Genomic DNA, 25,271 nt, shown 5'->3' with positions numbered 1-25,271 from the left:
GACTCGTCCACACAGGTGACGACGCCCACAGCCGACGGGGCTGTGGGCGTCCGGGCGGGTCACGGCGCTGGCTGCGCCGCGTGGGGGCCGTTCAGGCGGACAGGGAGTCGTTCACCGCGCTGAGCCGCCCCCGGACATCCTTCGTGGCGTGGTGCTCGGCCACGAACGACAGGAATGGAATCGTCCCGGCCAGGGCGATCAGGATCAGGCGCAGCCAGGGCCAACGGACGCGGCGTCCGAGGTCGTAGGCGGTGATGAGCAGCACCATGTACAACCATCCGTGGGGCACACCCGTCGCCACCACGACGGCGTCGTTGCCCCCGAAGTACTTCAGCGGCAAGCCCACCAGGACGAGAACGGCGAGCAGGATGCCCACGATCCATGCCATGACGCGGTAGCGCACCAGGGCACCCCGGATGCCCGGTACTTCGTCGACCTCGATCGGGCTCTCGTCGAGCGACATGCTCATGAAAGTTCCTCCCTGTTGCTGAGCGCCACCGCGTCGGCGGCGCGTCGTTCCTTGACGCCCATGGTGTGGGCGATCTTGATCGCCATTCCCAACCCGAAGGCGGCGAAGACCCACCACTGCAGCGCGTACCCGCTGTTGCGGGCCGATCCGTCGCCCGTGGGCAGGTGCACCCGGGCCGGCGCCAGGCCGTGGGCCGTGGCGTCCGACTCGTCGAGTGTCACGAAGCCCGGCACGAGCTGCTGGGGCCACAGCTGGGCCAGCGCGGGCATCCGCACCGAGGCCAGCTGACCCGGCGGTACCGGCACGGGCATGTTCCGGTCGTCCTTCACATCACCCTCACCGGGCAGGAAGATCCCCGTCTCGACGCGCTCGCCGGTCGGCGGGGGAGGAATGGGGACCCCGTCAGCGACGAAGCCGCGCACGACGGGGAGCGTCCGGCCGTCCCGCACCTCGAAGGCGGCGAGCACGCGGCGACCCCCGACGCCCGGGACCAGGACCTGCTCGTCGCGGTACCGCCCGGTGATCGTCACGCGCTTGCCGTAGATGTCACCGATCTCACCGGCCGACCCCATGTGCTCGTCCAGCGGCACGGGAGCCTGCGCTGCGCGGTCCTGCACCGTCCTGTTCCCCTCGTCGACGAACACCTGCATCTGCCACAGGCCCAGGAACACCATCACCAACGCCCCGACAGCGGCGATGGAGACGACCAGGATCTGCTTCAGGCGGGTGCTCATGCGGGATCGGCGCCCCCCGAGCGCTTGCGGGCCGCCGCCACGAGCGCGGAGCACACGGCCGCGAACGTGTCGTCCGAGGCCTCGATGGCCAGGGGCAGGGTGGACGTCTCGGTCATCCCGGGGGCCACGTTGACCTCCAGGAAGAAAGGTCGGCCGTCACGGACGATGATGTCGGTGCGGGAGAGGTCGCGCAGCCCGAGCACGCGGTGAGCGGTCAGCGCCATCTCCGCGCAGGCGGCAGCGACCTCCTCGGGCAGGTCGGCAGGCGCCAGGAACCGTGTCTCCCCGGCGGTGTACCGCGCCGTGTAGTCGTAGATGCCGGATCGGGGACGGATCTCCACCACGGGGAGGGCCCGCAGCGACTCACCGTCGTCGATGACGGAAACCGCCACCTCGGTGCCCTCGATGAACTCCTCGACGATGGCGACCTCGCCGTAGCTGAAGGCGGCGACGACGGCGGCCGGGAGGTCCGCAGCCTTGTCCACGCGCGTGCAGCCCAGTGCGGAACCGCTGCGTGCCGGCTTCACCATCATGGGGAATCCGATCCTCTCGCCGAGCGCCGCCACGAGATTGGCCGCCCCCAGCTCGCGGAACATGTCGTGCGGCAGGGCCGACTGCCGCGGCGTCCGAACACCGGCCTGCGCCACGATGGGCGTGGCCACCGACTTGTCGAAGCCCATGCGCGACGCCGGTCCGGTCGAGCCGACGTAGGCCGTCCCGAGCAGGTCGAACACCGAGCGCAGGGCCCCGTCCTCGCCGGCTCCGCCATGGAGCACGGGGAAGACGACCGGATCCGCGACCGAGGCGAGCGTGGTCAGCAGGTCGGCGTTCACGTCCGCCTCGAGGACGGTGTGCCCGGAGTCGCGCAGCGCCTGGGCCACGCGGCGACCGGAGCGCAGCGAGACGTCACGCTCGTGGGAGAGCCCACCGGCCAGGACGATCACGTTGTCAGTCACGAGGGCTCCTCAGGAGACGTCCGGCGCAGGGCCGAGGTTGCGGTCGGTGTGCAGGTGCGCCTGGGCGCCGAGTCCGAAGGTCCGGTGCATCTCGAGCTCGTCGGCGATGGCCTTGCCGAGGCGTCGGGTTCCCTCCAGGATGCGCTCCGGCGTCGGGAAGCAGTACGACAGGCGCATGTTGCGGCTGCCGAAGCCGTCGGCGTAGAACGCGGTGCCGGGAACGTACGCCACCCGCTCGTTCACCGCGCGGGGGAGCAGCGCCTGGGAGTCGAGGCCCTCCGGGAGGGTGACCCAGACGAAGAAGCCACCGTTGGGCGAGGTCCAGGTGGTGCCGGGCGGCATGTGGAGGGCGAGGCCGTCCAGCATCGCGTCGCGGCGGGCCCGGTACATACCCCGGAAGGCGTCGATCTGGCCCCGCCAGTCGAAGTTCTCCAGGTAGCTCGTGATCGCGAACTGGCTGAACACCGGCGGCGACAGCACGGCCGCCTCCTGTGCGATGGTGAGCCGCTCACGGACGGCGTGCGGCGCGAGCACCCACCCCACCCGGAAGCCCGGGGCGAACGTCTTGGAGAACGAGCCCAGGTAGATGACGTCGGGATCCATCGAGCGCATCGCGTCGATGGGCGCTCCCTCGATGGTGAGGAGGCCGTAGGGGTTGTCCTCGACGACGAGGACGTCGAGCTCATGAGCGACCGCGAGCACCTCCCGGCGCCGCTCCAGCGGCTGGGTGATGCCCGTCGGGTTGTTGAAGTTGGGGATCGTGTACAGGAACTTCACCCGGCGGCCGGCAGCGCGCAGCGACACGACGGCCTCGCGCAGCGCACCGGGGACCAGGCCGTGCTCATCCATCTCCACGTGGTGGATCCGGGCCTGGTAGGCGTTGAAGGTCCCCATCGCGCCGACGTAGGACGGTGCCTCGCAGAGGATCACGTCGCCGGGGTCGACGAAGATGCGGGTCACGAGGTCGAGCGCCTGTTGGGAGCCACAGGTGATGACCACGTCGTCGGGGTTGGCCTGGATCGACTCCTCGGCCATCACCTCGACGATCTTCTCCCGCATGAAGAGCTCGCCCTGGCCCGACCCGTACTGCATGGCCTGGACGCCCTTGGCCTGGATCAGCTGGTCGAAGCTCGCACCCAGCTCGGCCAGGGGCAGGTCGGCGATGTTGGGCATGCCACCGGCCAGCGAGACCACCTCGGGGCGGTTGGCGACGGCGAAGAGAGCTCGTACTGCGGACACGGTCATGGATCCCGTGCGGTCTGCATACTGGTCGATGTACGGATCCAGCCGCGTGTCGCGGCGGGACGGTTCGAGTGAGCTCACCCGGCCATTCTCTCACCGGTCGGGCGCGGGTCCCAAAGGAGGCGGCGATGCGGTCACTGGTGGCGCTCGACAGCCATGACCTGCGCGCGTTGGCGTGCCCCTGGTGCGGGCGGACGCCGCGGGGCGCGACCCACGGCCTCAAGGCCGTCCGCGACGGAGAGGTGGTGGGGGTGCTGGCCGCGGCGCCGGCGTCCGAACTGGGAGGCATGTACCCGTCCAACAGCGTCGTCGTGCTGCAACTGTGGGTGCGGCGGGAGGATCTCGGCGAGCTCATCGGCACCCAGTTGGTCCAGCGCCTGGCTGCCACAGCCCCCCCACGCGTCCGTTGCATCGTGGCGAGTGGCACCCACCGGGCCGGCGACTGCCGGCACCTGCCCTCGACCTGGCTGGAGAGCCTTGGCTTCGTGGAGTCCGTCGCGGGCGTCCAGTGGCGGCTCGACCTGCGCCGGACGCTGCGGATCCCGGACGCCGCCCGTGGTCTCGCGGACGCCGTGAGCCGGCTGGTCCGTCCCGCTCGTCCCGCGGCGGCGAACCGGACGGGAACGTCCCGACGCTGACGGGCGGTGACGTACGAAGGGGGCCGATCCTCGCGGATCGACCCCCTTCGGTGGACCTGATGTCAGCGCTCGTCCATCGGGACGTAGTCGCGCTCGGTGGCACCGATGTAGATCTGGCGCGGACGCCCGATCTTGCTGCTCGGGTCCTTGATCATCTCGCGCCACTGGGCGATCCAGCCCGGGAGGCGGCCGATGGCGAACAGGACGGTGAACATGTCGGTCGGGAAGCCCATCGCGCGGTAGATGAGGCCCGTGTAGAAGTCCACGTTCGGGTAGAGCTTGCGCTCGACGAAGTACGGATCGCTGAGCGCCGCCTCCTCGAGCTCCAGGGCGATGTCGAGCAGCCGGTCGTTGCCGCCCGCGCGGTTGCGGAGGATGGCGTCGGCATGCTTCTTGATGATGGCGGCGCGCGGGTCGTAGTTCTTGTACACGCGGTGGCCGAAGCCCATGAGGCGCTCGTTGGAGGACTTGTCCTTGACCTTGTTGACGTAGTCCTTGACGGAGATGCCACGGGCGGCGATGTCGTCGAGCATCTCGAGGACGGCCTGGTTGGCACCACCGTGGAGCGGGCCGTAGAGGGCGTTCACGCCGGAGGAGACCGACTGGTAGATGTTCGTCTGGGCCGAGCCGACGAGGCGGACGGTCGACGTGGAGCAGTTCTGCTCGTGGTCGGCGTGGAGGATCAGCAGGACCTCCATGGCCTTGACGATCTCGTCGTCCAGCTCGTACGGGTGGGTGACCGTGCCGAAGGACATCCGGAGGAAGTTCTCGACGTAGGAGAGCGAGTAGTCCGGGAACAGGGTCGGCGAGCCGATCGAGTTCTTGTAGGAGTACGCCGCGATCGTGGGCACCTTGGCCAGGAGGCGGTGGGTCGCCGCGTCGATGCGCTCGTCGTCGAAGCCGATGGTGTCGGTGGAGAAGAGACCCAGGGCCGTGATGCCGGCGGACAGCACGGGCATCGGGTGGGACTTGCGCGGGAAGATGCGGAACATCTCGCGGATGCGCTCGTCGATCACCATGTGGTTCGTGACCTTCTCGGTGAACTCGGCCAGCTGCTCCTTGGTCGGGAGCTCGCCGTAGAGCACGAGGTAGGAGGTCTCGAGGAAGGTGGACTTCTCGGCCAGCTGCTCGATCGGGTAGCCGCGGTACTGCAGGACACCCGCGTCGCCGTCGATGTAGGTGATGGCTGACCTGCAGACAGCGGTGTTCGCGAACCCGATGTCGAACGTCGTGTCCCCGGTCTGGGCCATCAGCTTGCTGATGTCGTAACCGTTGTTGCCTTGGGTGGCCTGGACGAACGGAAGTTCCAGTGTGTTGTCGCCGTGGGTAAGGCTGGCAGGGGTCGTCATTGAACTCCTCCTTGAGGCGTTGTCGTAGCTCGGTCGTCACCCTACAGGCACGGATTCACGAGGAGCCAAAACGGCCCCACCGGAAAGTAGTTGACACTTCAAGCAAGTTCCGGTACCGTTGTTCCTGCAAGCAACCCACGAGAGGACAACACACATGTCGCAGCTCACCGAGCTCCAGGGGACCTACGTCCTCGATCCTTCGCACAGCACCATCGGCTTCGTGACCCGCCACGCGATGGTCACCAAGGTCCGTGGCTCCTTCGACGAGTACACCGGCACCGCCACGATCGACGGCGCCAACCCGTCCGCCTCGACCCTGAACGTCGACATCAAGGCCGCCTCCATCAACACCCGCAACGCGGACCGTGACGCGCACGTGCGCTCCGGTGACTTCCTGGATGTCGAGACCTACCCGGAGCTCACCTTCCGTGGCACCGACTTCGTCATCAAGGGCGACACGGTCGACGTGACCGGCGACCTGACGATCCGCGGCACCACCAAGACCATCACCATCCCCTTCGAGTTCCAGGGCGCTGCCACCGATCCCTTCGGCAACCAGCGCATCGGCTTCGAGGGCCAGACCGCCATCTCCCGCGCCGACTTCGGCCTGACCTGGAACGCCGCGCTCGAGACCGGCGGCTTCCTCGTCGCCGACAAGGTCGTCCTCGAGTTCGAGGTTTCGGCCATCAAGCAGGCCTGATCCTGCTCCTCAAGTTTCCGGTCTGACGCCCTGGGGGTGGGTGCTGTTGGATCGGACGCCGCGGGCCCCGTCCTTCGTGGACGGGGCCCGCGTGCATTCCCACGTTGTCCCCAGGGTTGTCCCCAGGTGGGGAAAACTACAGCCTTGTCATTCGGGTGCTCGCACGCATCGTCAGGCGTCGATCTCCGCAGCCACGTCTGCATGGACGTCGCCGACGTGGCCCGCGGCGTCCGCGAACGCGGCCAGCGTGTGCTCGACCACGGCGTCCAGGTCGCTCTCGCTGATCACCAGCGGGGGAGCGAACCGGATGGTGTGGCCGTGGGTGTCCTTGGCCAGGACCTCCTTGACCATCAGGCGGTAGCAGATGTCCTTGGCGGTTCCGAGGTCGGGGTTGACGTCCACGCCCAGCCACAGCCCGGCCTGGCGGATCTCGGTGGCCCAGCCCCTGTCGAGCAGTGGCTGCAGGCCCGCGGCGAAGCGCTCCCCGAGGATGCGTGAGCGGGCCTGCATCTCACCCGTCCGCAGCAGGTCGATCACGGCCGACCCGATGGCGCAGGCGAGCGGGTTGCCGCCGAACGTGGAGCCGTGCTGGCCCGGCTGGTACAGCCCGAGGATGTCGCGGTCGGCCACCACGGCCGAGAGCGGCATGATCCCTCCGCCGAGGGCCTTGCCGAGCACGTACATGTCGGGCACGACGCCCTCGCGGTCGCAGGCGAAGGTGGCGCCCGAGCGGCCCAGACCGGCCTGGATCTCGTCGGCGATCATCAGGACGCCCCGCCGCGCCGTGATCTCGCGCACCCGGGTCAGGAACCCCAGCGGTGGGACGATCACGCCGGCCTCGCCCTGGATCGGCTCCAGGAGCACGGCGACCGTGCTGTCGTCGATGGCGTCCTCGATGGCCGCGGCGTCCCCGAACGGGACGTGCACGAAGCCGGGCGTGTACGGGGAGTAGGAGCGGCGGGCCTCCTCGTCGTTGCTGAACGAGATGATGGTGGTCGTCCGGCCGTGGAAGTTGCCCTCCATGACGATGATCGTCGCCTCGCCCTCCGGGACGCCCTTGCTCTCGTAGCCCCACTTGCGAGCCGACTTGATGGCGGTCTCGACCGCCTCCGCGCCGGAGTTCATGGGCAGGACCATGTCCTTGCGGCACAGGTCGGCGAGCGCCTTGACGAAGGGGCCGAAGGGCTCGGAGTAGAACGCCCGCGACGTGAGGGTGACCTTCGCCAACTGCTCCTGCGCGGCGGCGACCAGGGCCGGGTGTCCGTGACCGAAGTTGACCGCCGAGTAGGCCGACAGGCAGTCGATGTACCGGTTGCCGTCGATGTCGGTGACCCGGGCGCCCTCGGCCGCGGCGATCACGACCGGCAGCGGCGCGTAGTTGTGCGCACCGTAGGTCTCGACCTCGTCGATGGCGGCGCGCTGGCGGTCGCTGCGGGGTTCCAGGGCCATGGTTTCCCAGCTCTCACAACAGACGGGCCGGCGGCCCGGGCGATGCCTGATGCTATCAAGCCGTCGGTGCCCCCGTGGCGAAAAATGTTTAGCCATCAACGAGATGAACGCAAGGCTTTCCTGATGGAAAGGCGCTTGTCGTACGAAATTGACCCTTGCCGGAAGAGCCGAACGCCCAGCCACAGCAGCGCAGTGGCGGACGCCAGGAGCACGACCACGACCCCGACCGCCTGCCCGACGGGCACGATGCCGAGGGCGTTGCGCAGGAGGGCTGTGACAGGAGCCGTCAACGGGAACCAGGTCAGGAACTCCGACAGGACGCCGGTCGGCTCGTTGACCACCATCGCCCCGGTGTACAGCGGGAGGAACATGGCCAGGATGATGGTCCCGAAGGCGGTGCCTGCGTCCTTGGCGGTCGGCATGACGGCGCCGATGGACACCAGCAGCCCCGTGAAGACCAGGAAGCCGCCCGTGAACAGGCCCCCTGCCAACGCGATGCGCACGGGATCCAGCACGACGCCTCCGTCGAGCCCCAGGGCCGCCATCTCGTCCGGGGTCGGCCCGGCTCCGGCGGGTCCCGCGGCCATCCCCGACGGCAGGCCCAGGGACAGGAGACCGAGAGCGGTGAGCGGCACCAGCAGGGCGAGGCCCTGGATGATGCCGACCAAGAGGACCGCCGTCACCTTGCCGATGATCAACACGCGCGGATCCAGCATGGTCAGGATCATTTCCGTGACCCGGTTCTCCTTCTCCTCCACGGTGATGTTGAGCATCTGTTGACCCAGCATCAGCACGCCCATGTAGAGCAGGAGGAGGAAGAGTCCCGGTGCGACGGCGGCGGCGATGCCGGGCGCCCGGGTGCCGTCCTTCCAGAGCTCGGCGGTGACACGCACCCCGTCCAGGACGCCGGTCAGCCTCGGGTCGCCGATCCGTTCAGCCGCCGAGCGCTGCACCAGTTCCCGCGCGATCGCCTGCCATTGGCCCGACTGCACGAGCCCCAGGTCCTGCCCCACGATGCGCACCGGCTGTGTCGTGGGATCGACCGGGATGTCCACGTGCAGTGGCGACCGGCCCTCGCGCACGGCAGCGGCGCCGGCAGCGGCGTCCGTCGTCGACGTCCCGCGCATCTCCCGGGCGACATCCGCCTCGACGATTCCCGAGGCGTCCGTGTAGGTGAAGGGGGTGCGCTGCTGGGACTGCGCGTGCATCGAGGCCGCGGCGCTGTTGTTCGAGAACCACATGAGCGCGAAGATCACGAGGACCAGCGCCGGGACCGAGAGCGAGGTCAACCAGAAGGACGGCCTCATGAGCGTGCGGCGCACGTCGAAGCCGATGACCGTCCCCACGTTGTGGAGGTTCATGCGGCTGCACCCTCCCCGGTCGAGGTGCCGTAGATCGTCAGGAAGACCTGCTCCATCGACGTCCGTGCCGCGTCGAAGCTGCGGACCTCGACCCCGGCGTCCACCAGGTGCCGGAGCAGGGCTTGGGCGTCCGTGCCGGGGGACAGCTCGATCTCGGCGTAGTTCCGCTCCACGATCACCGGACGCCAACCCCGCGGCTCGGGCAGGACGCCGCCGAAGTGCAGGCGGACGATGCCGGTCCCGTGGGCGTCCTGCACCTCGGCGACCGTGCCGTACGCCTCGGCCTTCCCGTCCTTCAGGAGCAGGACGCGGTCGCAGAGCCGCTCCACCTCGTCCATCTGGTGGGTGATGATGACGACGGTGGCACCGGCCGCGCGGTGCGCATCGACCAGGTCGAGCAGGAGGCGGCGGTTCACCGGGTCGAAGCCCTTCGTCGGCTCGTCCAGGATCAGGAGGCTGGGGTTGTCCATGATCGTGACGCCGAGCTGCACCTTCTGCTGCTCGCCGCCCGAGAGCGTCGTCAGCCTGGCGTTGCCCTTGTCCGCCAGCCCCACGCGCTCGAGGAAGGCGAGGCTCCACAGGGTGGCCCGGTCGCGATGCATGCCCTTGAGCCGGCCGAAGTGGGTCATCACGTCGAGGACCTTCTCCCTGCGGTAGAGGCCGCGCTCCTCAGGGAGGTAGCCCAGCGAGTAGTCGGCGGCCGGGTCGAAGGGGGCGCCGTGCACCAGGAGACGGCCCGTCGTCGGGGGATGGATGCCGAGCAACGCCCGGATGGTCGTGGTCTTGCCCGAGCCGTTCGCGCCCAACAGGCCGAACGTCTCGCCGGGCTGGACGTGGAAGCTCAGCCGATCGACGACCGTTCTGTCGCCGAACCGCATGCTGAAGTCGTCGACCTCGATGACGGGGGTGCTGGTGTCCACGGTGCCCATCCCACCACGCGCCGGAAGGAAATGGCGTCCGACTTCGGTCGGAGCGCGGCTCCTTCGGTCGACGGGGGTGTCCGGCTAGTTTGGGTGGCATGGCAGAGCTCATCCGTGACCCCCTGGTGGGCGACACCGGCTCCGAGGGGCAGCTCGCATGATCCGGCCTGCCGAGCGACGCGACGTCGCGGCGATCCACCAGTTCATCGTGGACCTGGCGGTCTACGAACGCGAGCCGGACGCCGTGCGGGCCACGGCGTCCGACCTCGAGGAAGCGCTGTTCGGTGAGGCGCCGGCGCTGTTCGCGGACGTCGCCGAGGTGGAGGGCCGCGTCGTCGGGATGGCGATCTGGTTCCTGAACTACTCCACGTGGGACGGACGCCACGGCATCTACCTGGAGGACCTCTACGTCGATCCGGCGTTCCGGGGTTCGGGGCTCGGCCGCGACCTGCTCATCACGCTCGCACGGCGGTGCGTCGAGCGCGGCTACACGCGGTTCCAGTGGTGGGTGCTCGACTGGAACACCCCGGCCACCGACTTCTACCGGGCGATGGGTGCGGTCGCCATGGACGAGTGGACCGTGTACCGGACCCACGGCGACGCGCTGGCCGCGATGGCCGCCCTGCCATTGCGGACGACCGGTGTCGCGGAGGCACCCGCGCACTAGGCTGGCTCCCGCGCACGAAAGGTGGACCCCATGTCCTTGTTCTCCGATGTCCAGCAGGCAGCTCCCGATGCCATCCTCGGCCTGACCGAGCAGTTCAAGGCCGACACCAACCCGAAGAAGGTCAACCTCGGTGTGGGCGTCTACCAGGACGAGACCGGCAAGCTCCCGCTGCTGCGTTGCATCGAGGCCGCCGAGAAGAAGCTCGCCGAGAAGGCCGCCGCCAAGGGGTACCTGCCCATCGACGGCCTGGCCACCTATGACGCCGACGTCAAGGACCTGGTCTTCGGTGAGGGCTCCGCCGTTCAGGACCGCGTCGTCACGGTGCAGGCCCTGGGGGGTACCGGCGCGCTGAAGATCGGTGCCGACTTCCTGCACCAGCTGTCCCCGGACGCCACGGTGCTCATCTCCAACCCCAGCTGGGAGAACCACCAGGCGCTGTTCACCCGCGCCGGGTTCACCGTCGACAAGTACACCTACTACGACGCCGCTGCCAAGGGCGTGGACTTCGACGGCATGATCGCCGACCTGAAGGCGGCCGCCCCCGGCACGATCGTCGTCCTGCACGCCTGCTGCCACAACCCGACCGGCTACGACCTGACCGACGAGCAGTGGGACCAGGTCGTCGAGACGGTCCTCGCCGGCGACCTCGTCGCGTTCCTCGACATGGCGTACCAGGGCTTCAGCGAAGGGCTCGAACAGGACGGCGCCGTCGTCCGGAAGTTCGCCGAGCGCGTCCCCTCCTTCTTCGTGTCGACCTCGTTCAGCAAGAGCCTGTCCCTGTACGGCGAGCGCGTCGGCGCCCTGTCGATCGTGTGCGCCGACGCCGAGGAGGCCAAGCGCGTCCTCTCCCAGGTGAAGATCGTGATCCGCACCAACTACTCCAACCCGCCGACCCACGGCGCGCTCCTGGCCGCGACCGTCCTGTCGGACGCCGACCTGCGCGCCCAGTGGGTGGAGGAGCTCGGCGAGATGCGCGACCGCATCAAGTCGATGCGCACCGCGCTCGTGGCCGGTCTGGAGGACGCCGGTGTCGAGGGCGACTTCAGCTACATCACCGACCAGGTGGGCATGTTCTCGTTCTCGGGCCTGACCAAGGACCAGATGGTGCGCCTCCGCAACGAGTTCGGCGTCTACGGCACCGACACCGGACGCATCTGCGTGGCGGCCCTGAACACGGGCAACATCGCTCACGTCAGCGAGTCGATCGCTGCGGTGCTCAAGGGCTGAGGTCCCCGGCGGTCCGTCCTAGACCGGGTGGTGCTGGGCCAGCCAGTCGACGGTGACCTCCCACGCCTCACGCGAGGCCCGGGAATGGTGGAACCCCAAGCTCGGGGACGGGTTGTCGAACGCATGGTCGGCGCCGTCCCACAGGTGGAACTCGGCGCCGTCCGACTCGACGACCTCCCGGATGCGGGAGACCTGATCCTGCGGGATGAACGTGTCGGAGTCCCCGAAGTGGTGCAGGCTCGGGACACCCGGCCGGGCCCCGGACACGAGCTGGGGCAGGGCCGACCCGTAGTAGCTGACCAGGGCGTCCGGGCGCGCCTCCCGCGGGGGCTCCTGGGCCGCGGCGTAGGCGAGCCCGCCGCCGAGGCAGAAGCCGACCAGGGCGACGGCTCCGTCGGTGTCCTCGCCCGCCCGCAGCCACTGGACCGCGTCCCGGATGTCCGAGACGGCCGCCTCCCAGTCGAGCCTCCCCGTGACCTCCATCGCCACCTGCAGCGCGTCGGGGGAGTCCTCGGGGATCGCGTCCTCACCCACCCGCCAGAACAACTGGGGCAGGACGACGGTGTAGCCGATCTCGGCGAGGTCCCGGGCGCGTGATCGCATGTAGTCACTGCGGCCGAAGATCTCCTGGACGAGAACGATCCCGCCGCCGCGGCCGGAGTCGGGCCGCAGGAGGGTGATCGGCATCTCGGATCCGTCGGGACCCGGGAGTCTCACGGGAATGGTGGTCTCGGTGATCGTGGGCATCGTCGCCTTCCTTGCCGTGGGGCTTTCGTCGAGCCTAGCCGGGGGGGGGGGGGGATGACCGTCGCTGCTCTCACCCGGCGACCTTGACCCGGAACCAGCGATGGCCGTAGCCCTCGAGTGCCACCTCGAGGGAACCGTCGTGCGGCAGGACCGCCGCGCCGTCGAGGAGGTCCTCGAGGGTGTCACCGTCGCCCAGCTGGTCGGCCAGGGTGATGGTCACCGGGTCGGCACCCAGGTTGTGCGCGGCGACGACGAAGGAGTCGTCCAGGCCGATCCGGTGCGCGAAGACCTGCCTCTCCGGCTGCTCGAGCACCTCGAACGCGCCCCAGCCGAACTCGGGCCGCTGCCGCCGGACGCCGATCAGCGAGCGGATGAAGGACCACAGCGAGTCGGGGTCGTGCTGCTGCGCCGCGACGTTGACGTGCTCCGGGCCGTAGCCGTCCGGCGTGACCCGTTGGATCAGCCTGCGCGGCTCCGCGTCCGAGAAACCGCCATTGCGGCCGCGTTCCCATTGCATGGGGGTCCGGACCGCCATGCGGCCGTCGGCGCGGAGGTCCTCGCCCATGCCGATCTCCTCGCCGTAGTAGAGCGTGGGCGTCCCGGGCAAGGAGAAGAGGAGGCTGTACGCCATCCGGATCCGGCGTGGGTCACCGCCGAGCATCGGGGGGAGCCGCCGCTTGAGGCCGCGGTCGAAGACCTGCATCTCCTTCTCGGGTCCGAAGGCGTCGAAGACCTCCTGCCGCTCGGACTCGGAGAGCTTGTCGAGGGTGAGCTCGTCGTGGTTGCGCAGGAAGGTGGCCCACTGGCACGTCGGGTGGATCTGCGGGCGGGCGAGCAGTGCCTTGGCCAACGGACGGGCGTCCGCCCGGGCCAGCGAGAGGTAGGTCGCCTGCATCCCGATGAAGTCGAACATCATGTGCAACTCGTCGGCCGCATCCCCGCCGAAGAACTTCTTCTGGTCCGCGTGCGGGACGTTGACCTCGCCGAGCATCATCGCGTCGCCCTTGCGCCGGCTCAGGAACCCGCGGATGCGCTTCATGACGTCGTGGGGGTCGACCGCCATGGTCCTGGTGCCGGTCTCCTGCTTGTTCTGCTCCAGGAACGGGACGGCGTCCACCCGGAAGCCGTCCACCCCCAGCTCGAGCCAGAAGCCGACGACGCGCAGGATCTCGTCCATGACCTTCGGGTTGGCCATGTTGAGGTCGGGCTGGTGGCGGTAGAAGTGGTGCAGGTACCACTCGCCGGTCGCGTCGTCCTTCGTCCAGATGCCCTTCTCCTGGTCGGGGAACACGACCTCGTCCGAGGTGTCACCGGGGTCGGTGTCCCGCCACACGTAGTGGTCGCGGAAGGGATTGTCGACGCTCTTGCGCGACTCCCTGAACCACGGGTGCCGGTCCGAGGTGTGGTTGACGATCAGGTCGACGATCACGCGGATTCCCCGGTCGTGGGCCGTCCGGACGACCTCGACGAACTCCCCGTGGTTGCCCAGACGGGGGTCGATCCCGTAGAAGTCCATCACGTCGTAGCCGTCGTCGCGGTCGGGGCTGGGGTAGAGCGGCATGAGCCACAGCGTGTTGATGCCGAGTTGGGCCAGGTAGTCGATGCGCTGGGCCAGCCCGGCGAGGTCGCCGCAGCCGTCCCCGTCCGTGTCCAGGTAGGTCTCGATGTCGAGGCAGTAGATGATGGCGCTCTTCCACCACAGGTCGCTGGTGTCGGTGATGCGCATGGATCGTGCTCCTTGTCTCGTGGGGTCGAGGTCAGCGCAGGGCCGGCAGCAGGTCCTCACCCGCGGCGTCCAGCCAGGGGCGCTGGTCCTGGCCGACGAAGTGCAGGTAGATGTCGTCGAAGCCGAGTTCGGCGTACTCGTGGATCCACTCGGCGTGCCGGCCCAGGTCGGACGCGATCCGGACCGCACCCGCGACCGCCTCGCGGGAGGCGTGCTGGGAGAGGTCGTCGAAGGTCGACACATGGGTCACCTCGCCCAGGACCGTCGCGCTGAACACATTGGAGCGCCACTGGTCCCAGGCGATGGCCTCGGCCTCGGTTTCGGTGGGCGCCCACGACAGGTGCAGTTGCAGGACGCGCGGGCCGCGGCCACCCGCCTCCCCGTACCGGTCGAGCACCTCACGGAGCTTGTCGTGGCTCTGGTTGACGGTGATGAGGCCGTCCGCCCAGCCGGCGACGCGCGCGGCCGACTCCGGCGAGATGGCGGGGCCGATCAGCGGGGGCACGTCATCGGGGCGGTCCCACACCCGGGCGTGCTGGACGTCGACGAGGCCGGTCCGCGTGACCTCCTCGCCGGCGAGCAGGCGGCGGATGATGTCGACGGACTCCTCCAGGCGGGCGACCCGGACCTCCTTGCGGGGCCAGGGCTCTCCCGTCACGACCTCGTTGACGGCCTCGCCGCTGGCGAGCGCCGTCCAGAACCGGCCGGGGAACATGGACGCCAGCGTCCCGATCTTCTGGGCCATGACGGCCGGGTGGTAGCGCTGCCCCGGCGCGGAGACGCAGCCGAAGGAGAGCTTCGTGGTCGCCAACGCCGCGCCCAACCAACTCCATGTGTAGCCGGAGTGGCCCTGCCGCTCGGACCAGGGGTGGAGATGGTCGGAGCACATGGCCATCTGGAAGCCGACGTGCTCGGCGTGCTGCACGTCGCTGAGCAGTTGTCGGGGAGAGATCTGTTCGTGGTTGGCGTGGAATCCGATCCTCGTCATGCCCCCACCTTAGGCACCGTCCCCACGGGCACCGGTCAGCCGATGCCCAGATACTCCTCGAGTGTGAGGCTCGAGTGGGGGCCGAACCGGGATGAGACCTCGGTGCCGACCCAGCGCAGGTGCCACGACTCCCACGCGTAGCCGGTGATGTGGGTCTTGCCCTGCGGGTAGCGGATGATGAAGCCGTACGTGTGGGCGTTGGCGGCGAGCCACGTCGCGTGCTCGGTCCGGGCGAAGGCGGCGCCGCGGTTGAGGCCGTCCCAGACGTCGAGCGCCAGACCGGTCTGGTGCTCGGACGCCCCGGCCTCGGCGAAGTAGAGCCGGGCCGTCTTCTCGGGGTACTGCGTCAGGGCCCTGTTGAAACTGTCCTTCTGCGTGGCGTGGCCGCGGTAACCGGACCGGATCGTGAGCGTCAGGTTGTCCGCCCTTGCGGCGGCCCGGAGCCGCTGGAAGGAGGCGGTCACGTCCGGGTGCAGGCCGTGCGGCTGCCCGGCCCAGGGCGGCACGTACGACGCCGACAGGCGATGGTCCTTGCTCACCACAGGGATGCCCTTCACCTCGAAGGGAGTGTCCGTGATCGGGCCGGTCGCCCTGCCTGCCTTGGGTGAGTCGGTGGGGGCGACGGTCGGCCCCGGCCGGGGCCCAGGGGTGGTGGCCGTGTCGGTGGGAGTCGGAGGGGGCGTGACGGGGGGACGCGCCTCCGCGGCGCCGCGACCGGGGGGCTGGGCGACGGTGTGAACGGGGGAGGGGGAGGCGGCCGACGGCGCCGGAGCGGTGTTCCGGGGGGCTGTGCAGCCCGTGACCACCACGGCGGCCACCACGAGGCCCACCAGTCCGGGGATCAGGCGAGACACGCCGCCAGCGTAGGGCGGGTCCCTCAGCGGAACCAACCGAGCACGACCCAACCCACCGCGGCCGACACCCCGGCTGGCAGGGGCCGCGGGCGGGCCGCATGCCCACATGATGTCCTACGCCGTGTCGTAGTACCCTGACCCCATGACCCAGACGGCAGCGCAGCCCACCCGCAACTCCCCGCCCCGCCCCGGTCATCCGGGGGGCCACCCCGGCGGGCACCCGCACAGCGCCCCGTCGCGCCGGAACCTCGACTTCGACTCCGCACCGTTCATCGCGATCTGGGAGACCACCCAGGCCTGTGACCTGGCCTGCCAGCACTGCCGGGCCATGGCTCAGCCGCTGCGCAATGCCGGCGAGCTGACCACCGAGGAGGCGAAGGCGATGATGCGCCGCCTCCGCGAGTTCGGCCCGATCGTGTTCGTCTTCTCCGGTGGTGACTGTTTCAAGCGGCCCGACATCGTCGAGCTCGTCGGGTACGGCGCCGACCTCGGCCTGCGCATGGGCATCACGCCCGCCACGACCTCGCTGGCGACCAAGGAGCTGTTGCAGGAGCTCAAGGACGTCGGTCTGACCCGCCTGGCCATCTCCCTGGACGGTTCCAACGCGGACATCCACGACGAGTTCCGCCGTGTCAGGGGCTCGTTCGACCACGGCCTCCGCATCCTGAAGGACGCCCAGGACGTCGGGCTGTCGACGCAGGTCAACACCGTCATCCGCAAGGCCAACATCGACGACATGGATGCCATGACCGAACTCATGACGACGCTCGGCGTCGTGTTCTGGGAGGTCTTCTTCCTCGTCCCGATGGGTCGCGCGAAGGCCGACGACGTGGCGTCCGCGGAGGAGTTCGAGCAGGTCTTCCACCAGCTCTACGACCTGAGCAAGACCGCGCCGTTCGACATCAAGGCCACGGCCGCCCCGCAGTACTCACGCGTCGTCATGCAGCGCAAGCGCGCCGAGGTGCGCGCGGGGGCGGACGAGGACGTCCACGAGGTGATGACCCGCGGCATGCACTACTCCCAGAGCGACGGCATCGGTCGCGCGCGCAACGTCAACGACGGTGACGGCTTCGTGTTCATCAGCCACACCGGTGACGTCATGCCCTCCGGCTTCCTGCCGATCAAGGCCGGGAACATCCGCGACGACGACATCATCGAGATCTACCGCAACGCGCCGGTGTTCAAGGAGCTTCGCGATCGCACCCTGCTGAAGGGCAAGTGCGGCCTGTGCGGCTACCGGGACGCCTGCGGCGGGAGCAGGGCCCGGGCCTACGCCATGACCGGCGACCACCTCGCCGAAGAGCCGTTCTGCGCCCACGAGCCGCCGCAGTTGCGCGCCCGCTGAGAGCCGTCGCGGTCGGGCCGGGTCACCGCCCGGGTGGCCCACCGCTCAGGGGATCGTGACCTGGTCGGTCGGCGCCGAGAACGGGAACGGAGCCGACTGGGGGAATCGCGCCCGGGCGTCCTGCAGGAAGGGGATCAGCTCGGGATGGTCGCGCAGCGCGTCCGCCAGCACCGTCCACTTGCGGTCCTGGACGCCGAGGGTGGGAATGCCCATGATCGCCAGCGCCACGCCCACCGCGACGAGCGCGATGGGGCCGATGAAGCTGCTGTTCCCCGAGCCGATCCACATCACCACGCCCATCACGACGCCGAACAGGGTGAGGCCGCCGGCGAGTCCGAACACCGTGCCCGGCGTGACGAGCCCGCGGTTCGGCGCGGGCTCGAAGGCGAGGTCGAGCGGCTCCGCACGGAGTTGCCTGCCGACGATGACGACATCGCGTACCAGCACGACCGACAGAACGAACAGGACGGCCCCCACGATCAGCGCCACGGGGTGGAAGTTGGTCAGGACGAGGATGGCGATGGCGCCGATCACGACGACCACGAGCAGTAGCCGGGTCATCGTCGAGATCACGCCCCGCATGGTCGTGCGATTGGCGATGTTCTCGATGTAGCTGTGCGCCTCCATGGCGTGGGAGCCTACCGCTGTCCAGGCGCGGACAGTGGCTTCTGGCAGGGGTTGCCGCGCGTCATTAGATTGACCCCATGTTCGCCAAGATCCTGGTCGCCAACCGTGGTGAGATCGCCGTGCGCGCCTTCCGCGCCGCCACCGAGTTGGGCATCAAGACCGTCGCCGTCTTCCCGTACGAGGATCGGCTGGCCGAGTACCGCCTGAAGGCGGACGAGAGTTATGAGATCGGCGAACGCGGTCACCCCGTGCGCGCCTACCTGGACGTCGAGGGCATCATCGCGGCCGCGAAGGAGGCCCAGGCCGACGCGATCTACCCCGGCTACGGCTTCCTCAGCGAGAACGCCGGCCTGGCCCGTCGCTGTCGCGAGGAGGGCATCACGTTCATCGGCCCGTCCGCCGAGGTGCTCGACCTGACGGGCAACAAGGCCACGGCGATCGCGGCCGCGCAGGAGGCCGGACTGCCGGTGCTGCAGGGGGCCGAACCGTCGGACGACGTGCCCACCCTGGTGGCCGCCGCCGAGGAGATCGGCTACCCGGTGTTCGTGAAGGCCGTCGCGGGGGGCGGTGGCCGCGGCATGAGGCGCGTCGACGATCCGGCTCGCCTGCCGTCCGCGCTGGAGGAGGCGATGCGCGAGGCGGACGCCGCGTTCGGTGACGCCCGCGTCTACCTGGAGGAGGCCGTCGACCAGCCGCGGCACATCGAGGTGCAGGTGCTGGCTGACGCCACGGGTGAGGTCATCCACCTCTACGAGCGCGACTGCTCGGTGCAGCGCCGCCACCAGAAGGTCGTCGAGCTGGCCCCGGCACCCAACCTCCCCCCGGCACTCCGTGACCAGATGTGCGCGGACGCCGTGCGCTTCGCGCGCCACATCGGGTACGTGAACGCCGGGACGGTCGAGTTCCTGCTGGGCCCGGACGGTCGCTACGTCTTCATCGAGATGAACCCGCGCATCCAGGTCGAGCACACGGTCACCGAGGAGGTCACCGACGTCGACCTGGTCTCGTCGCAGATGCGCATCGCGGCGGGGGAGACCCTCGCCGACCTCGGGCTGGCCCAGGACCTCATCCACGTCCGCGGCGCCGCACTGCAGTGCCGCGTCACCACCGAGGACCCGGCCAACGGGTTCCGCCCCGACACCGGCCGCCTGAGTGTGTACCGGACGCCGGGCGGCTCGGGCATCCGCCTCGACGGCGGAACGGTGTTCGCCGGCGCCGAGATCGGGGCGCACTTCGACTCGATGATGGTGAAGCTCACCTGCCGCGGCCGCGACTTCCCCACCGCGGTCCGGCGGGCGCAGCGGGCGCTGGCGGAGTTCCGCATCCGGGGCGTCAGCACGAACATCGGTTTCCTGCGCGGTGTGCTGGCCGACCCCGACTTCCTGGCCGGGCGGGCCACCACGTCCTTCATCGACGAGCGCCCCGAACTGCTGCGCCCGCACGAGTCCGCCGACCGCGCCACCAAGCTCCTGCAGTTCCTGGCCGAACGGACGATCAACAAGCCCCACGGCGACCCCCGGACCCCGGTCGTCGCCCGCACCAAGCTGCCGAAGGTCGACCTCGCAGCCCCGCCGCCCGCCGGCTCGCGCCAACGCCTGCTCGACGTGGGCCCGGCCGGGTTCGCCCGGGCACTGCGCGCCCAGGAGGCCGTGGCGGTGACCGACACGACCTTCCGGGACGCCCACCAGTCCCTGCTCGCGACGCGTGTCAGGACGCGCGACCTCGCCAACGTCGCGCCCACCATCGCCAGGACCCTGCCGCAGCTGTTCTCGGTCGAGGCCTGGGGCGGGGCCACCTACGACGTCGCCCTGCGGTTCCTCAAGGAGGACCCGTGGGAGAGGCTCGCCCTCCTGCACGAGCTGATGCCCAACCTGCCGCTCCAGATGCTGCTGCGGGGGCGCAACACCGTCGGTTACACGCCGTACCCGCTGGCCGTCACGAACGCGTTCGTGGCCGAGGCCGCGCGCACCGGCGTCGACATCTTCCGGATCTTCGACGCGCTCAACAACGTCGAGCAGATCCGCCCGGCCATCGAGGCCGTGCTCGAGACCGACCACGCCGTCGCGGAGGCCGCCCTCTGCTACACGGGCAACATGACCTCGCCCGGCGAGCGGCTCTACACACTGGACTACTACCTGCGCCTGGCCGAGCAACTCGTCGAGGCGGGGGCCCACATCCTGGCGGTGAAGGACATGGCGGGCCTCCTGCGCGCGCCCGCGGCGTCCAGGCTGGTCAGTGCGTTGCGCCAGAACTTCGACCTGCCCGTCCACCTGCACACCCACGACACCGCGGGCGGTCAACTGGGCACGCTGCTCGCCGCGATCGGTGCGGGCGTGGACGCCGTGGACGTCGCCAACGCCGCGTGGGCCGGGACGACCTCACAGGTGTCGATGTCGGCGCTCATCGCGGCGACGGACGACACCGAGCGCGCCACCGGCCTGAGCCTCCAGGCGGCGTCCGACCTCGAACCGTACTTCGAGGCGGTGCGCGTGCTCTACGGCGAGTTCGAGTCGGGCCTGCCCGGCCCGACGGGGCGGGTGTACCACCACGAGATCCCGGGCGGCCAGCTGTCGAACCTGCGCCAACAGGCGATCGCATTGGGCCTGGGTGACCGGTTCGAGGCGATCGAGGACATGTACGCGGCCGCCAACGCCATGCTCGGCAACATCGTGAAGGTGACGCCCTCGTCGAAGGTCGTGGGCGACCTGGCGCTCGCGCTGGTCGGCCAGGGCATCGACCCGGCGGCGTTCGCCGACGACCCGCAGCGCCACGACATCCCGGACTCCGTGGTGGGCTTCCTGAACGGCGACCTCGGCCGGCCGCCCGGAGGGTGGCCCGAGCCGTTCCGGACGAAGGCGTTGGCCGGACGCCGGACCAGGCCCGTCGAGACCGAGTTGGCCGCCGCGGACGCCGCGGCGCTGGCGTCCGACCCGCGGCGGACGCTGAACCGCCTGCTGTTCCCCGGACCGACGAAGGACTACGAGGAGGCCACCGAGACCTACTCCGACCTGTCGGTGCTGACCACACGGCAGTTCCTCCACGGCCTGGAGCCCGGCATCGAGCACGAGGTGCCCATCGAGCGCGGCAAGACACTCCTGATGAGCCTGCAGGCGATCGGGGAGGCCGACGAGCGGGGCCTGCGTCCGGTGCTGGCGACGGTGAACGGCCAGGTGCGGCAGGTGCTGGTGCGTGACGCCTCGGTGACGTCGTCCGTCGTGGCGGCCGAGCGGGCCAACCCGGCGGAGCCCGGCCAGGTGCCGGCCCCGTTCTCGGGCGTGGTGACCCTGACCGTCGCGGTGGGGGACCAGGTGGCGGCGGGCGACCAGGTCGCGACCATCGAGGCCATGAAGATGGAGGCGTCCATCACGACCCCGGTCGCCGGCGTCGTCCAGCGGGTGGCGTTGCAGCACTCCCAGGCGGTGGAGGGCGGAGACCTCTTGCTGGTGGTGGCGCCCTGAGGCGGCGAGGCACGCCTGAGAGCGCCTACGCGACGCTGGTGCGTCGCGCCGGCCCGAGCTGGATCGCCAGCGCCTTCGTCGCCCGCCTCCCGTACGCGATGCTCCCCCTCACGATGGTGCTGTTCGGCCGGGCGTTGACCGGCTCGTTCGCGCTGGCCGGGCTGCTGATGGCCGCGTACAGCCTCGGCGGCGCCTCGGGCGCCCCGATCGTGGGGCTGCTCGCCGATCGGTTCGGACGCCGACGCGCCCTGCTCGCGCTGACCGCGGCGGCCGCCGTGTCGATCGCCGCGCTGGCCGCGCTGGCCTTCGTGCCGGCACCGCTGGCCGTGCAGGTCCTCGTCTCCGCCGTGGTCGGCGCCTGCAACGGCCAGGTCGGGGCGATGGCGCGCGCCGGCTGGTCGGCCGCCCTCGACGAGGAGCCCCAGGGGTTCCACCAGGTCGAGGTCGCCATGAGCTACGAGACGGTCGCCGACGAGGTCTCCTTCGTCGCGGGCCCCATCCTGGGCGCGACCCTGGCCGCGTCGCTGTCGCCGGTGTTCGCCCTCGGCGTCGCGTGGGTGCTGCTCGTCGTCGCGCAGACTGCGTTCGCGTTCCAGCTGCCCGCGGCCCGGACCACGGCGGGCGGCCGGCCCCACGGCCGCGTCCCGGGCCGGATCGCCGCCTGGCTGGCGGTGTCCTTCGTGGTCGGCGCCGTGTTCGGCACCACCCAGACCGGCCTGGCCGCCCTCCTCCAGGGCACCCCCGACGAGGTCTGGACCGGCGTCGTCTACGGCGCCATGGGCGTGGGGAGCGCCCTGTCCGGTGCGTTCGCCCACCGCCTGCTGCGCCGCTGGTCCCTGCCCGTCCGGGTCGTCGGGTCCGGTCTGGTCCTGGCCGTGCTGGCCGCCGGCCTGGCCCTGACCGACCGTCCGTGGGCCCTGGCCCTGGCCTGCTTCGGCATCGGTCTGTGCGTCGCCCCGCTGTTGATCGCGGCGTCCACCGGCACCGAGCGGCTCGCCGAGGCGGGCAACACCCTCGTGCTCACCCTCCTGTCGACCGCCTCGATGGTGGGCGTCGGTGGCGGCGCGTCGGCGGCCGGCTGGCTGATCGACTCCCTGGGGGCGTCCGCAGCGCTCGTCGCGCCGTCCGTGCTCGGAGTCGCCGCCGCGCTCGCCGGGATCCTGGCGCGCGTGACGCGGGCGGACGTGCGTGCCCTCCGGTCCGGGCGGCGCACGTCCCCCTAGAGCAGTTCGATCGCTCCCGACGTCCCGTCGATCCGGACGCGCTGGCCGTCGGCCAGGCGGGTGGTCGCGTCGTGGACGCCCACCACGGCGGGCAGGCCGTACTCGCGGGCCACGACCGACCCGTGCGTCATCAGCCCGCCCACCTCGGTGATGAGGCCGGCGGCGGCGAGGAACAGCGGCGTCCAGGCGGGGTCGGTGCCGGGGCAGACCAGGATCTCGCCGGGGTGGAGCTGCGTGGTGCGCGGGTCGAGCACCACGCGGACGGCACCCTCCGCCACCCCGGGCGACACGCCCATCCCGCCCAGCTCGGAGTTCCCCGCGGAGATCCCCTCGTGGAAGGCGCGGCCGTCCTCGACGAGCACCCGGGGCACGCGGGCGCGGCGCGCCTCGGTCGCGGCGACGGCCCTGCGCTGGGCGACGAGCTGGTGCCAGTCGGCGGCGAAGGCGCGGTTCAGCTCGTCGACGTGCAAGAACGCCAGGTCCGCGACCGCCCCGAGGCGGCCCGCCTCCACGAGCTCGGCGGCGGAGGCGTCCAGGCCGGTGCGGATGATCCCGAAGCACCGGATCATCGTGAACTTCGGCGTCTCACGTCCGCCCGCCAGCCCCCGGATCGCCTGGGCCGAGCGCTTGATGCGCAGCGCCCGCGCGGGGGGCGAGGCGTCCATCAGGCGGCGGATCGAGCGACCCGCCTCGTGCTGGCCCTCCTTGTGGAGCGCGCGGGGGGAGGCGCTCGCCGGGAGCGACAGGTAGGACTTGATCGTGTGCATCACGGGCGTGGGGTCGTCACGCCAGCGGAGCGCGCCCAGGTCGATCTCGGCCACGCCGCGCATGCCGTAGGCGTCGAGGAACCGGGCGATGGACGCCTGGGCGACCCGCGGCAGCCGGCCGGTCAGGAACTGCCGCGCCAGGTCGGACGCCGGGGTCTCGGCCACCCAGCCCCACGAGGTGGCGTCGCGCCGGATCTCCGCGGCCACATCGGCCAGGGTGAGGTCCATCTCCGTGGTGACGTTGCCCGGCAGGGCCCGCAGGGCGGCCATGGCCAGGGCGTCGGCGTCCGGCAGCCCGGTGCGGGCGGCCAGTTCGCGCAGCGAACGCAGTTCGAGCATGGTCGGCAGCATGATCGGTGCGAATGCCGGCAGCAGGACGGGGAACGCCCGGTTCGCATAGTCCTCGAGCGCCTGGACGCGGGCCGTCAGCCGGGCCTGCGGCGTCGGGCGCCCGGCGGCGGCGGTCATCATGCGCTCGACCTGCTCCACCAGGTGCTCGGCCGCCCGGTCCAGGGCCCGCCGCGCAGCGGCAGGGTTCGTCGGGGCGGCGCGGACGCGGGGGGCGACCCGGGGCACCAGGGTGGCCAGTCCCGCCGCGATGCGCGGGGTGGGGGTCACCCGCGTCGGGCGCAGCCCGGGCTCGTCGGCCAGGTCGGTCAGGATCGCGATGGAACCCGGCTCGACCATCGGCAGGAAGTCCAGGAGGAACTTGCGGGTCGCCCGCGTGCGCATCAGCCCGTCGAAGCGGACCCACAGGCGCTCGCCGGCGGGCTGCACGAACCGGTTGGTGCGCCAGTCGACCCGGCGTCCGACCAGCCGGGGTGCGCCCGCCAGGACCATGCGCAGGGCGTCCTGGCCCAGGGGAGTCATCGGCTCGAGCATCCCCTGGAAGGCCCCCAGGCTGAACCAGACCTCGGGCTCGTCATGGCGGTCGGGGTTGGGCGCCGGAAGCGGGTACAGCGAGGTGATGGGCCGGGCCTGCAGGACGTGGATGGAGTCGCCGGACCGCGCCCACTCGATGTCCATGGGTTCGCCGTACAACTCGACGATGCGGCGTCCGAGCGCGACGACCGCCTGCAGGTGTGTCGGGGCCAGCGGGGCGGCCCCACCGGCCAGCGTCTGCGACCGCAGGTTCCCGGTGGCGGTCTCGACGGTGGACGTGACGGGGGTGACGCGGCCCGACGCCAGCGCGTCGCCCAGGCCGGCCACGGCTTCCACGACGGACTCGTCGCGGCGCCCCGTGGAGGGGTTGGCGGTGAAGAGGACGCCGGAGGCATCGGCATCCACCATCTGCTGGACGACCACGGCGATGGCCACGTCCGCGTGGTCGAGGGCGTTGCGCCGGCGGTAGGTGATGGCGCGCTCCGTCCACAGCGACGACCAGCACTCCACGACGCGCGTGAGGGCTTCCTCGAGGGTGGTGACCCCCAGGAAGGTGTCCTGCTGGCCGGCGAAGGAGTGGCCCGGGAGGTCCTCGGCCGTCGCGGACGAGCGGACGGCCACGGGGGCGATCAGGTCACCATCGGCCAGGAGCGGGGCCAGCACCCGGAGCAACCGGGCGCGCTGCTCGGCCGAAGGCCTCGCTGCCGCGAAGGCCGCCCGGATCGCGTCGGACGCCACGGCCGCGGGCTCGTGCAGCGCCGCGGTGATGGTGGGAGCCAGCCCGTGCTCGAAGACGAACACCTCGTACTCGTCCGTCTCGAGGACGACGAACGGTGGCACGGGCAGTCCGGCCTCGCGGAGGCGGACGAGGTTGGCGCCCTTGCCGCCCAGGCGGGGGAGGTCGGGCCGGCGGGTCATCGGGCCAGTATTCCACCGGCGACG

21 protein-coding genes are annotated in these 25,271 nt (G+C 70.6%); 7 read left to right on the top strand and 14 right to left on the bottom strand.

The features are described from left to right. Positions 1-91 precede the first annotated feature (91 nt). From AC5YDA_RS08945 to AC5YDA_RS08930, 4 genes are read right to left on the bottom strand one after another with little or no spacing between them, the layout of a single operon-like run. Entirely contained in the window at positions 92-469 is a 378-nt protein-coding gene (locus tag AC5YDA_RS08945; protein ID WP_496189048.1) for a DUF3817 domain-containing protein, read from the bottom strand. Beyond that, the gene (locus AC5YDA_RS08940) at positions 466-1,203 is read right to left on the bottom strand and encodes an SURF1 family protein (RefSeq protein WP_496189047.1); all 738 of its coding nucleotides are present in this window, start codon (positions 1,201-1,203) and stop codon (positions 466-468) included. The genes AC5YDA_RS08945 and AC5YDA_RS08940 overlap by 4 nt, the downstream gene beginning before the upstream one ends. Continuing rightward, a complete protein-coding gene (locus AC5YDA_RS08935; RefSeq protein WP_496189046.1) occupies positions 1,200-2,159 on the bottom strand; it encodes a D-alanine--D-alanine ligase family protein in 960 nt (319 codons plus the stop codon). Before AC5YDA_RS08935 ends, AC5YDA_RS08940 begins: the two co-directional genes overlap by 4 nt. Positions 2,160-2,168: 9 nt before the next feature. Beyond that, positions 2,169-3,482, bottom strand: a complete 1,314-nt coding sequence (locus AC5YDA_RS08930) for an aminotransferase-like domain-containing protein (protein WP_496189045.1) — start codon at positions 3,480-3,482, stop codon at positions 2,169-2,171. 47 nt (positions 3,483-3,529) lie between these two features. On the opposite strand from AC5YDA_RS08930, the gene AC5YDA_RS08925 reads away from it, so the two are divergent. Beyond that, positions 3,530-4,039 (top strand): hypothetical protein, encoded by a 510-nt coding sequence (locus tag AC5YDA_RS08925; RefSeq protein ID WP_496189044.1) that lies wholly within the window; start codon positions 3,530-3,532, stop codon positions 4,037-4,039. A gap of 62 nt (positions 4,040-4,101) precedes the next feature. Here the strand turns inward: AC5YDA_RS08925 and AC5YDA_RS08920 are convergent, their stop codons facing one another. Next, the gene (locus AC5YDA_RS08920; RefSeq protein ID WP_496189043.1) at positions 4,102-5,388 is read right to left on the bottom strand and encodes a citrate synthase; all 1,287 of its coding nucleotides are present in this window, start codon (positions 5,386-5,388) and stop codon (positions 4,102-4,104) included. A gap of 154 nt (positions 5,389-5,542) precedes the next feature. Here AC5YDA_RS08920 and AC5YDA_RS08915 point away from each other — a divergent pair, with 154 nt between their 5' ends. Beyond that, on the top strand, positions 5,543-6,088 hold the full coding sequence (locus AC5YDA_RS08915; protein WP_496189042.1) for a YceI family protein: 546 nt from the start codon (positions 5,543-5,545) through the stop codon (positions 6,086-6,088). A gap of 171 nt (positions 6,089-6,259) precedes the next feature. Here AC5YDA_RS08915 and rocD read toward each other — a convergent pair whose 3' ends face one another. From rocD to AC5YDA_RS08900, 3 genes are all read right to left on the bottom strand, one after another. Next, the gene (rocD, locus tag AC5YDA_RS08910; RefSeq protein WP_496189041.1) at positions 6,260-7,537 is read right to left on the bottom strand and encodes an ornithine--oxo-acid transaminase; all 1,278 of its coding nucleotides are present in this window, start codon (positions 7,535-7,537) and stop codon (positions 6,260-6,262) included. A gap of 95 nt (positions 7,538-7,632) precedes the next feature. Further along, positions 7,633-8,898 carry an ABC transporter permease gene (locus AC5YDA_RS08905; protein ID WP_496189040.1) on the bottom strand — a complete coding sequence of 422 codons (1,266 nt, stop codon included), beginning with the start codon at positions 8,896-8,898 and terminating at the stop codon, positions 7,633-7,635. Further along, entirely contained in the window at positions 8,895-9,818 is a 924-nt protein-coding gene (locus AC5YDA_RS08900; protein WP_496189039.1) for an ABC transporter ATP-binding protein, read from the bottom strand. Before AC5YDA_RS08900 ends, AC5YDA_RS08905 begins: the two co-directional genes overlap by 4 nt. A gap of 157 nt (positions 9,819-9,975) precedes the next feature. Here AC5YDA_RS08900 and AC5YDA_RS08895 point away from each other — a divergent pair, with 157 nt between their 5' ends. Together AC5YDA_RS08895 and AC5YDA_RS08890 are read left to right on the top strand one after the other, a co-directional pair. After that, positions 9,976-10,485: a GNAT family N-acetyltransferase gene (locus AC5YDA_RS08895; protein WP_496189038.1), complete on the top strand. Its 510-nt coding sequence runs from the start codon at positions 9,976-9,978 to the stop codon at positions 10,483-10,485. Between the two features lie 30 nt (positions 10,486-10,515). After that, positions 10,516-11,712, top strand: a complete 1,197-nt coding sequence (locus AC5YDA_RS08890) for an amino acid aminotransferase (RefSeq protein WP_496189037.1) — start codon at positions 10,516-10,518, stop codon at positions 11,710-11,712. A gap of 18 nt (positions 11,713-11,730) precedes the next feature. Here AC5YDA_RS08890 and AC5YDA_RS08885 read toward each other — a convergent pair whose 3' ends face one another. The 4 genes from AC5YDA_RS08885 to AC5YDA_RS08870 form a co-directional block, all read right to left on the bottom strand. Then, positions 11,731-12,459 carry a dienelactone hydrolase family protein gene (locus AC5YDA_RS08885; protein ID WP_496189036.1) on the bottom strand — a complete coding sequence of 243 codons (729 nt, stop codon included), beginning with the start codon at positions 12,457-12,459 and terminating at the stop codon, positions 11,731-11,733. Positions 12,460-12,529: 70 nt separating this feature from the next. Beyond that, the gene (locus AC5YDA_RS08880) at positions 12,530-14,185 is read right to left on the bottom strand and encodes an alpha-amylase family protein (protein WP_496189035.1); all 1,656 of its coding nucleotides are present in this window, start codon (positions 14,183-14,185) and stop codon (positions 12,530-12,532) included. Positions 14,186-14,216: 31 nt separating this feature from the next. Next, positions 14,217-15,173, bottom strand: coding sequence for a TIGR03885 family FMN-dependent LLM class oxidoreductase (locus tag AC5YDA_RS08875; RefSeq protein WP_496189034.1), 957 nt, complete (start codon positions 15,171-15,173; stop codon positions 14,217-14,219). A 35-nt stretch (positions 15,174-15,208) separates the two neighbouring features. Further along, positions 15,209-16,027, bottom strand: coding sequence for a M15 family metallopeptidase (locus AC5YDA_RS08870; RefSeq protein ID WP_496189033.1), 819 nt, complete (start codon positions 16,025-16,027; stop codon positions 15,209-15,211). 142 nt (positions 16,028-16,169) lie between these two features. Here AC5YDA_RS08870 and AC5YDA_RS08865 point away from each other — a divergent pair, with 142 nt between their 5' ends. After that, positions 16,170-17,372 (top strand): TIGR04053 family radical SAM/SPASM domain-containing protein, encoded by a 1,203-nt coding sequence (locus AC5YDA_RS08865; protein ID WP_496189032.1) that lies wholly within the window; start codon positions 16,170-16,172, stop codon positions 17,370-17,372. Between the two features lie 45 nt (positions 17,373-17,417). On the opposite strand, the gene AC5YDA_RS08860 is transcribed toward AC5YDA_RS08865, so the two are convergent. Further along, a complete protein-coding gene (locus tag AC5YDA_RS08860) occupies positions 17,418-17,999 on the bottom strand; it encodes a hypothetical protein (protein ID WP_496189031.1) in 582 nt (193 codons plus the stop codon). Positions 18,000-18,076: 77 nt separating this feature from the next. Here AC5YDA_RS08860 and AC5YDA_RS08855 point away from each other — a divergent pair, with 77 nt between their 5' ends. Together AC5YDA_RS08855 and AC5YDA_RS08850 are read left to right on the top strand one after the other, a co-directional pair. Beyond that, positions 18,077-21,457 (top strand): pyruvate carboxylase, encoded by a 3,381-nt coding sequence (locus AC5YDA_RS08855; RefSeq protein WP_496189030.1) that lies wholly within the window; start codon positions 18,077-18,079, stop codon positions 21,455-21,457. Positions 21,458-21,495: 38 nt separating this feature from the next. Continuing rightward, on the top strand, positions 21,496-22,680 hold the full coding sequence (locus AC5YDA_RS08850; RefSeq protein ID WP_496189029.1) for an MFS transporter: 1,185 nt from the start codon (positions 21,496-21,498) through the stop codon (positions 22,678-22,680). On the opposite strand, the gene AC5YDA_RS08845 is transcribed toward AC5YDA_RS08850, so the two are convergent. After that, complete coding sequence (locus AC5YDA_RS08845) at positions 22,677-25,247, bottom strand: PEP/pyruvate-binding domain-containing protein (protein ID WP_496189028.1); 2,571 nt, start codon at positions 25,245-25,247, stop codon at positions 22,677-22,679. The genes AC5YDA_RS08850 and AC5YDA_RS08845 overlap by 4 nt on opposite strands. Positions 25,248-25,271: the final 24 nt, after the last annotated feature.

Source organism: Propioniciclava sp. LT294 (assembly GCF_059516005.1).
This window is presented reverse-complemented; position numbering and strand designations above follow the sequence as displayed.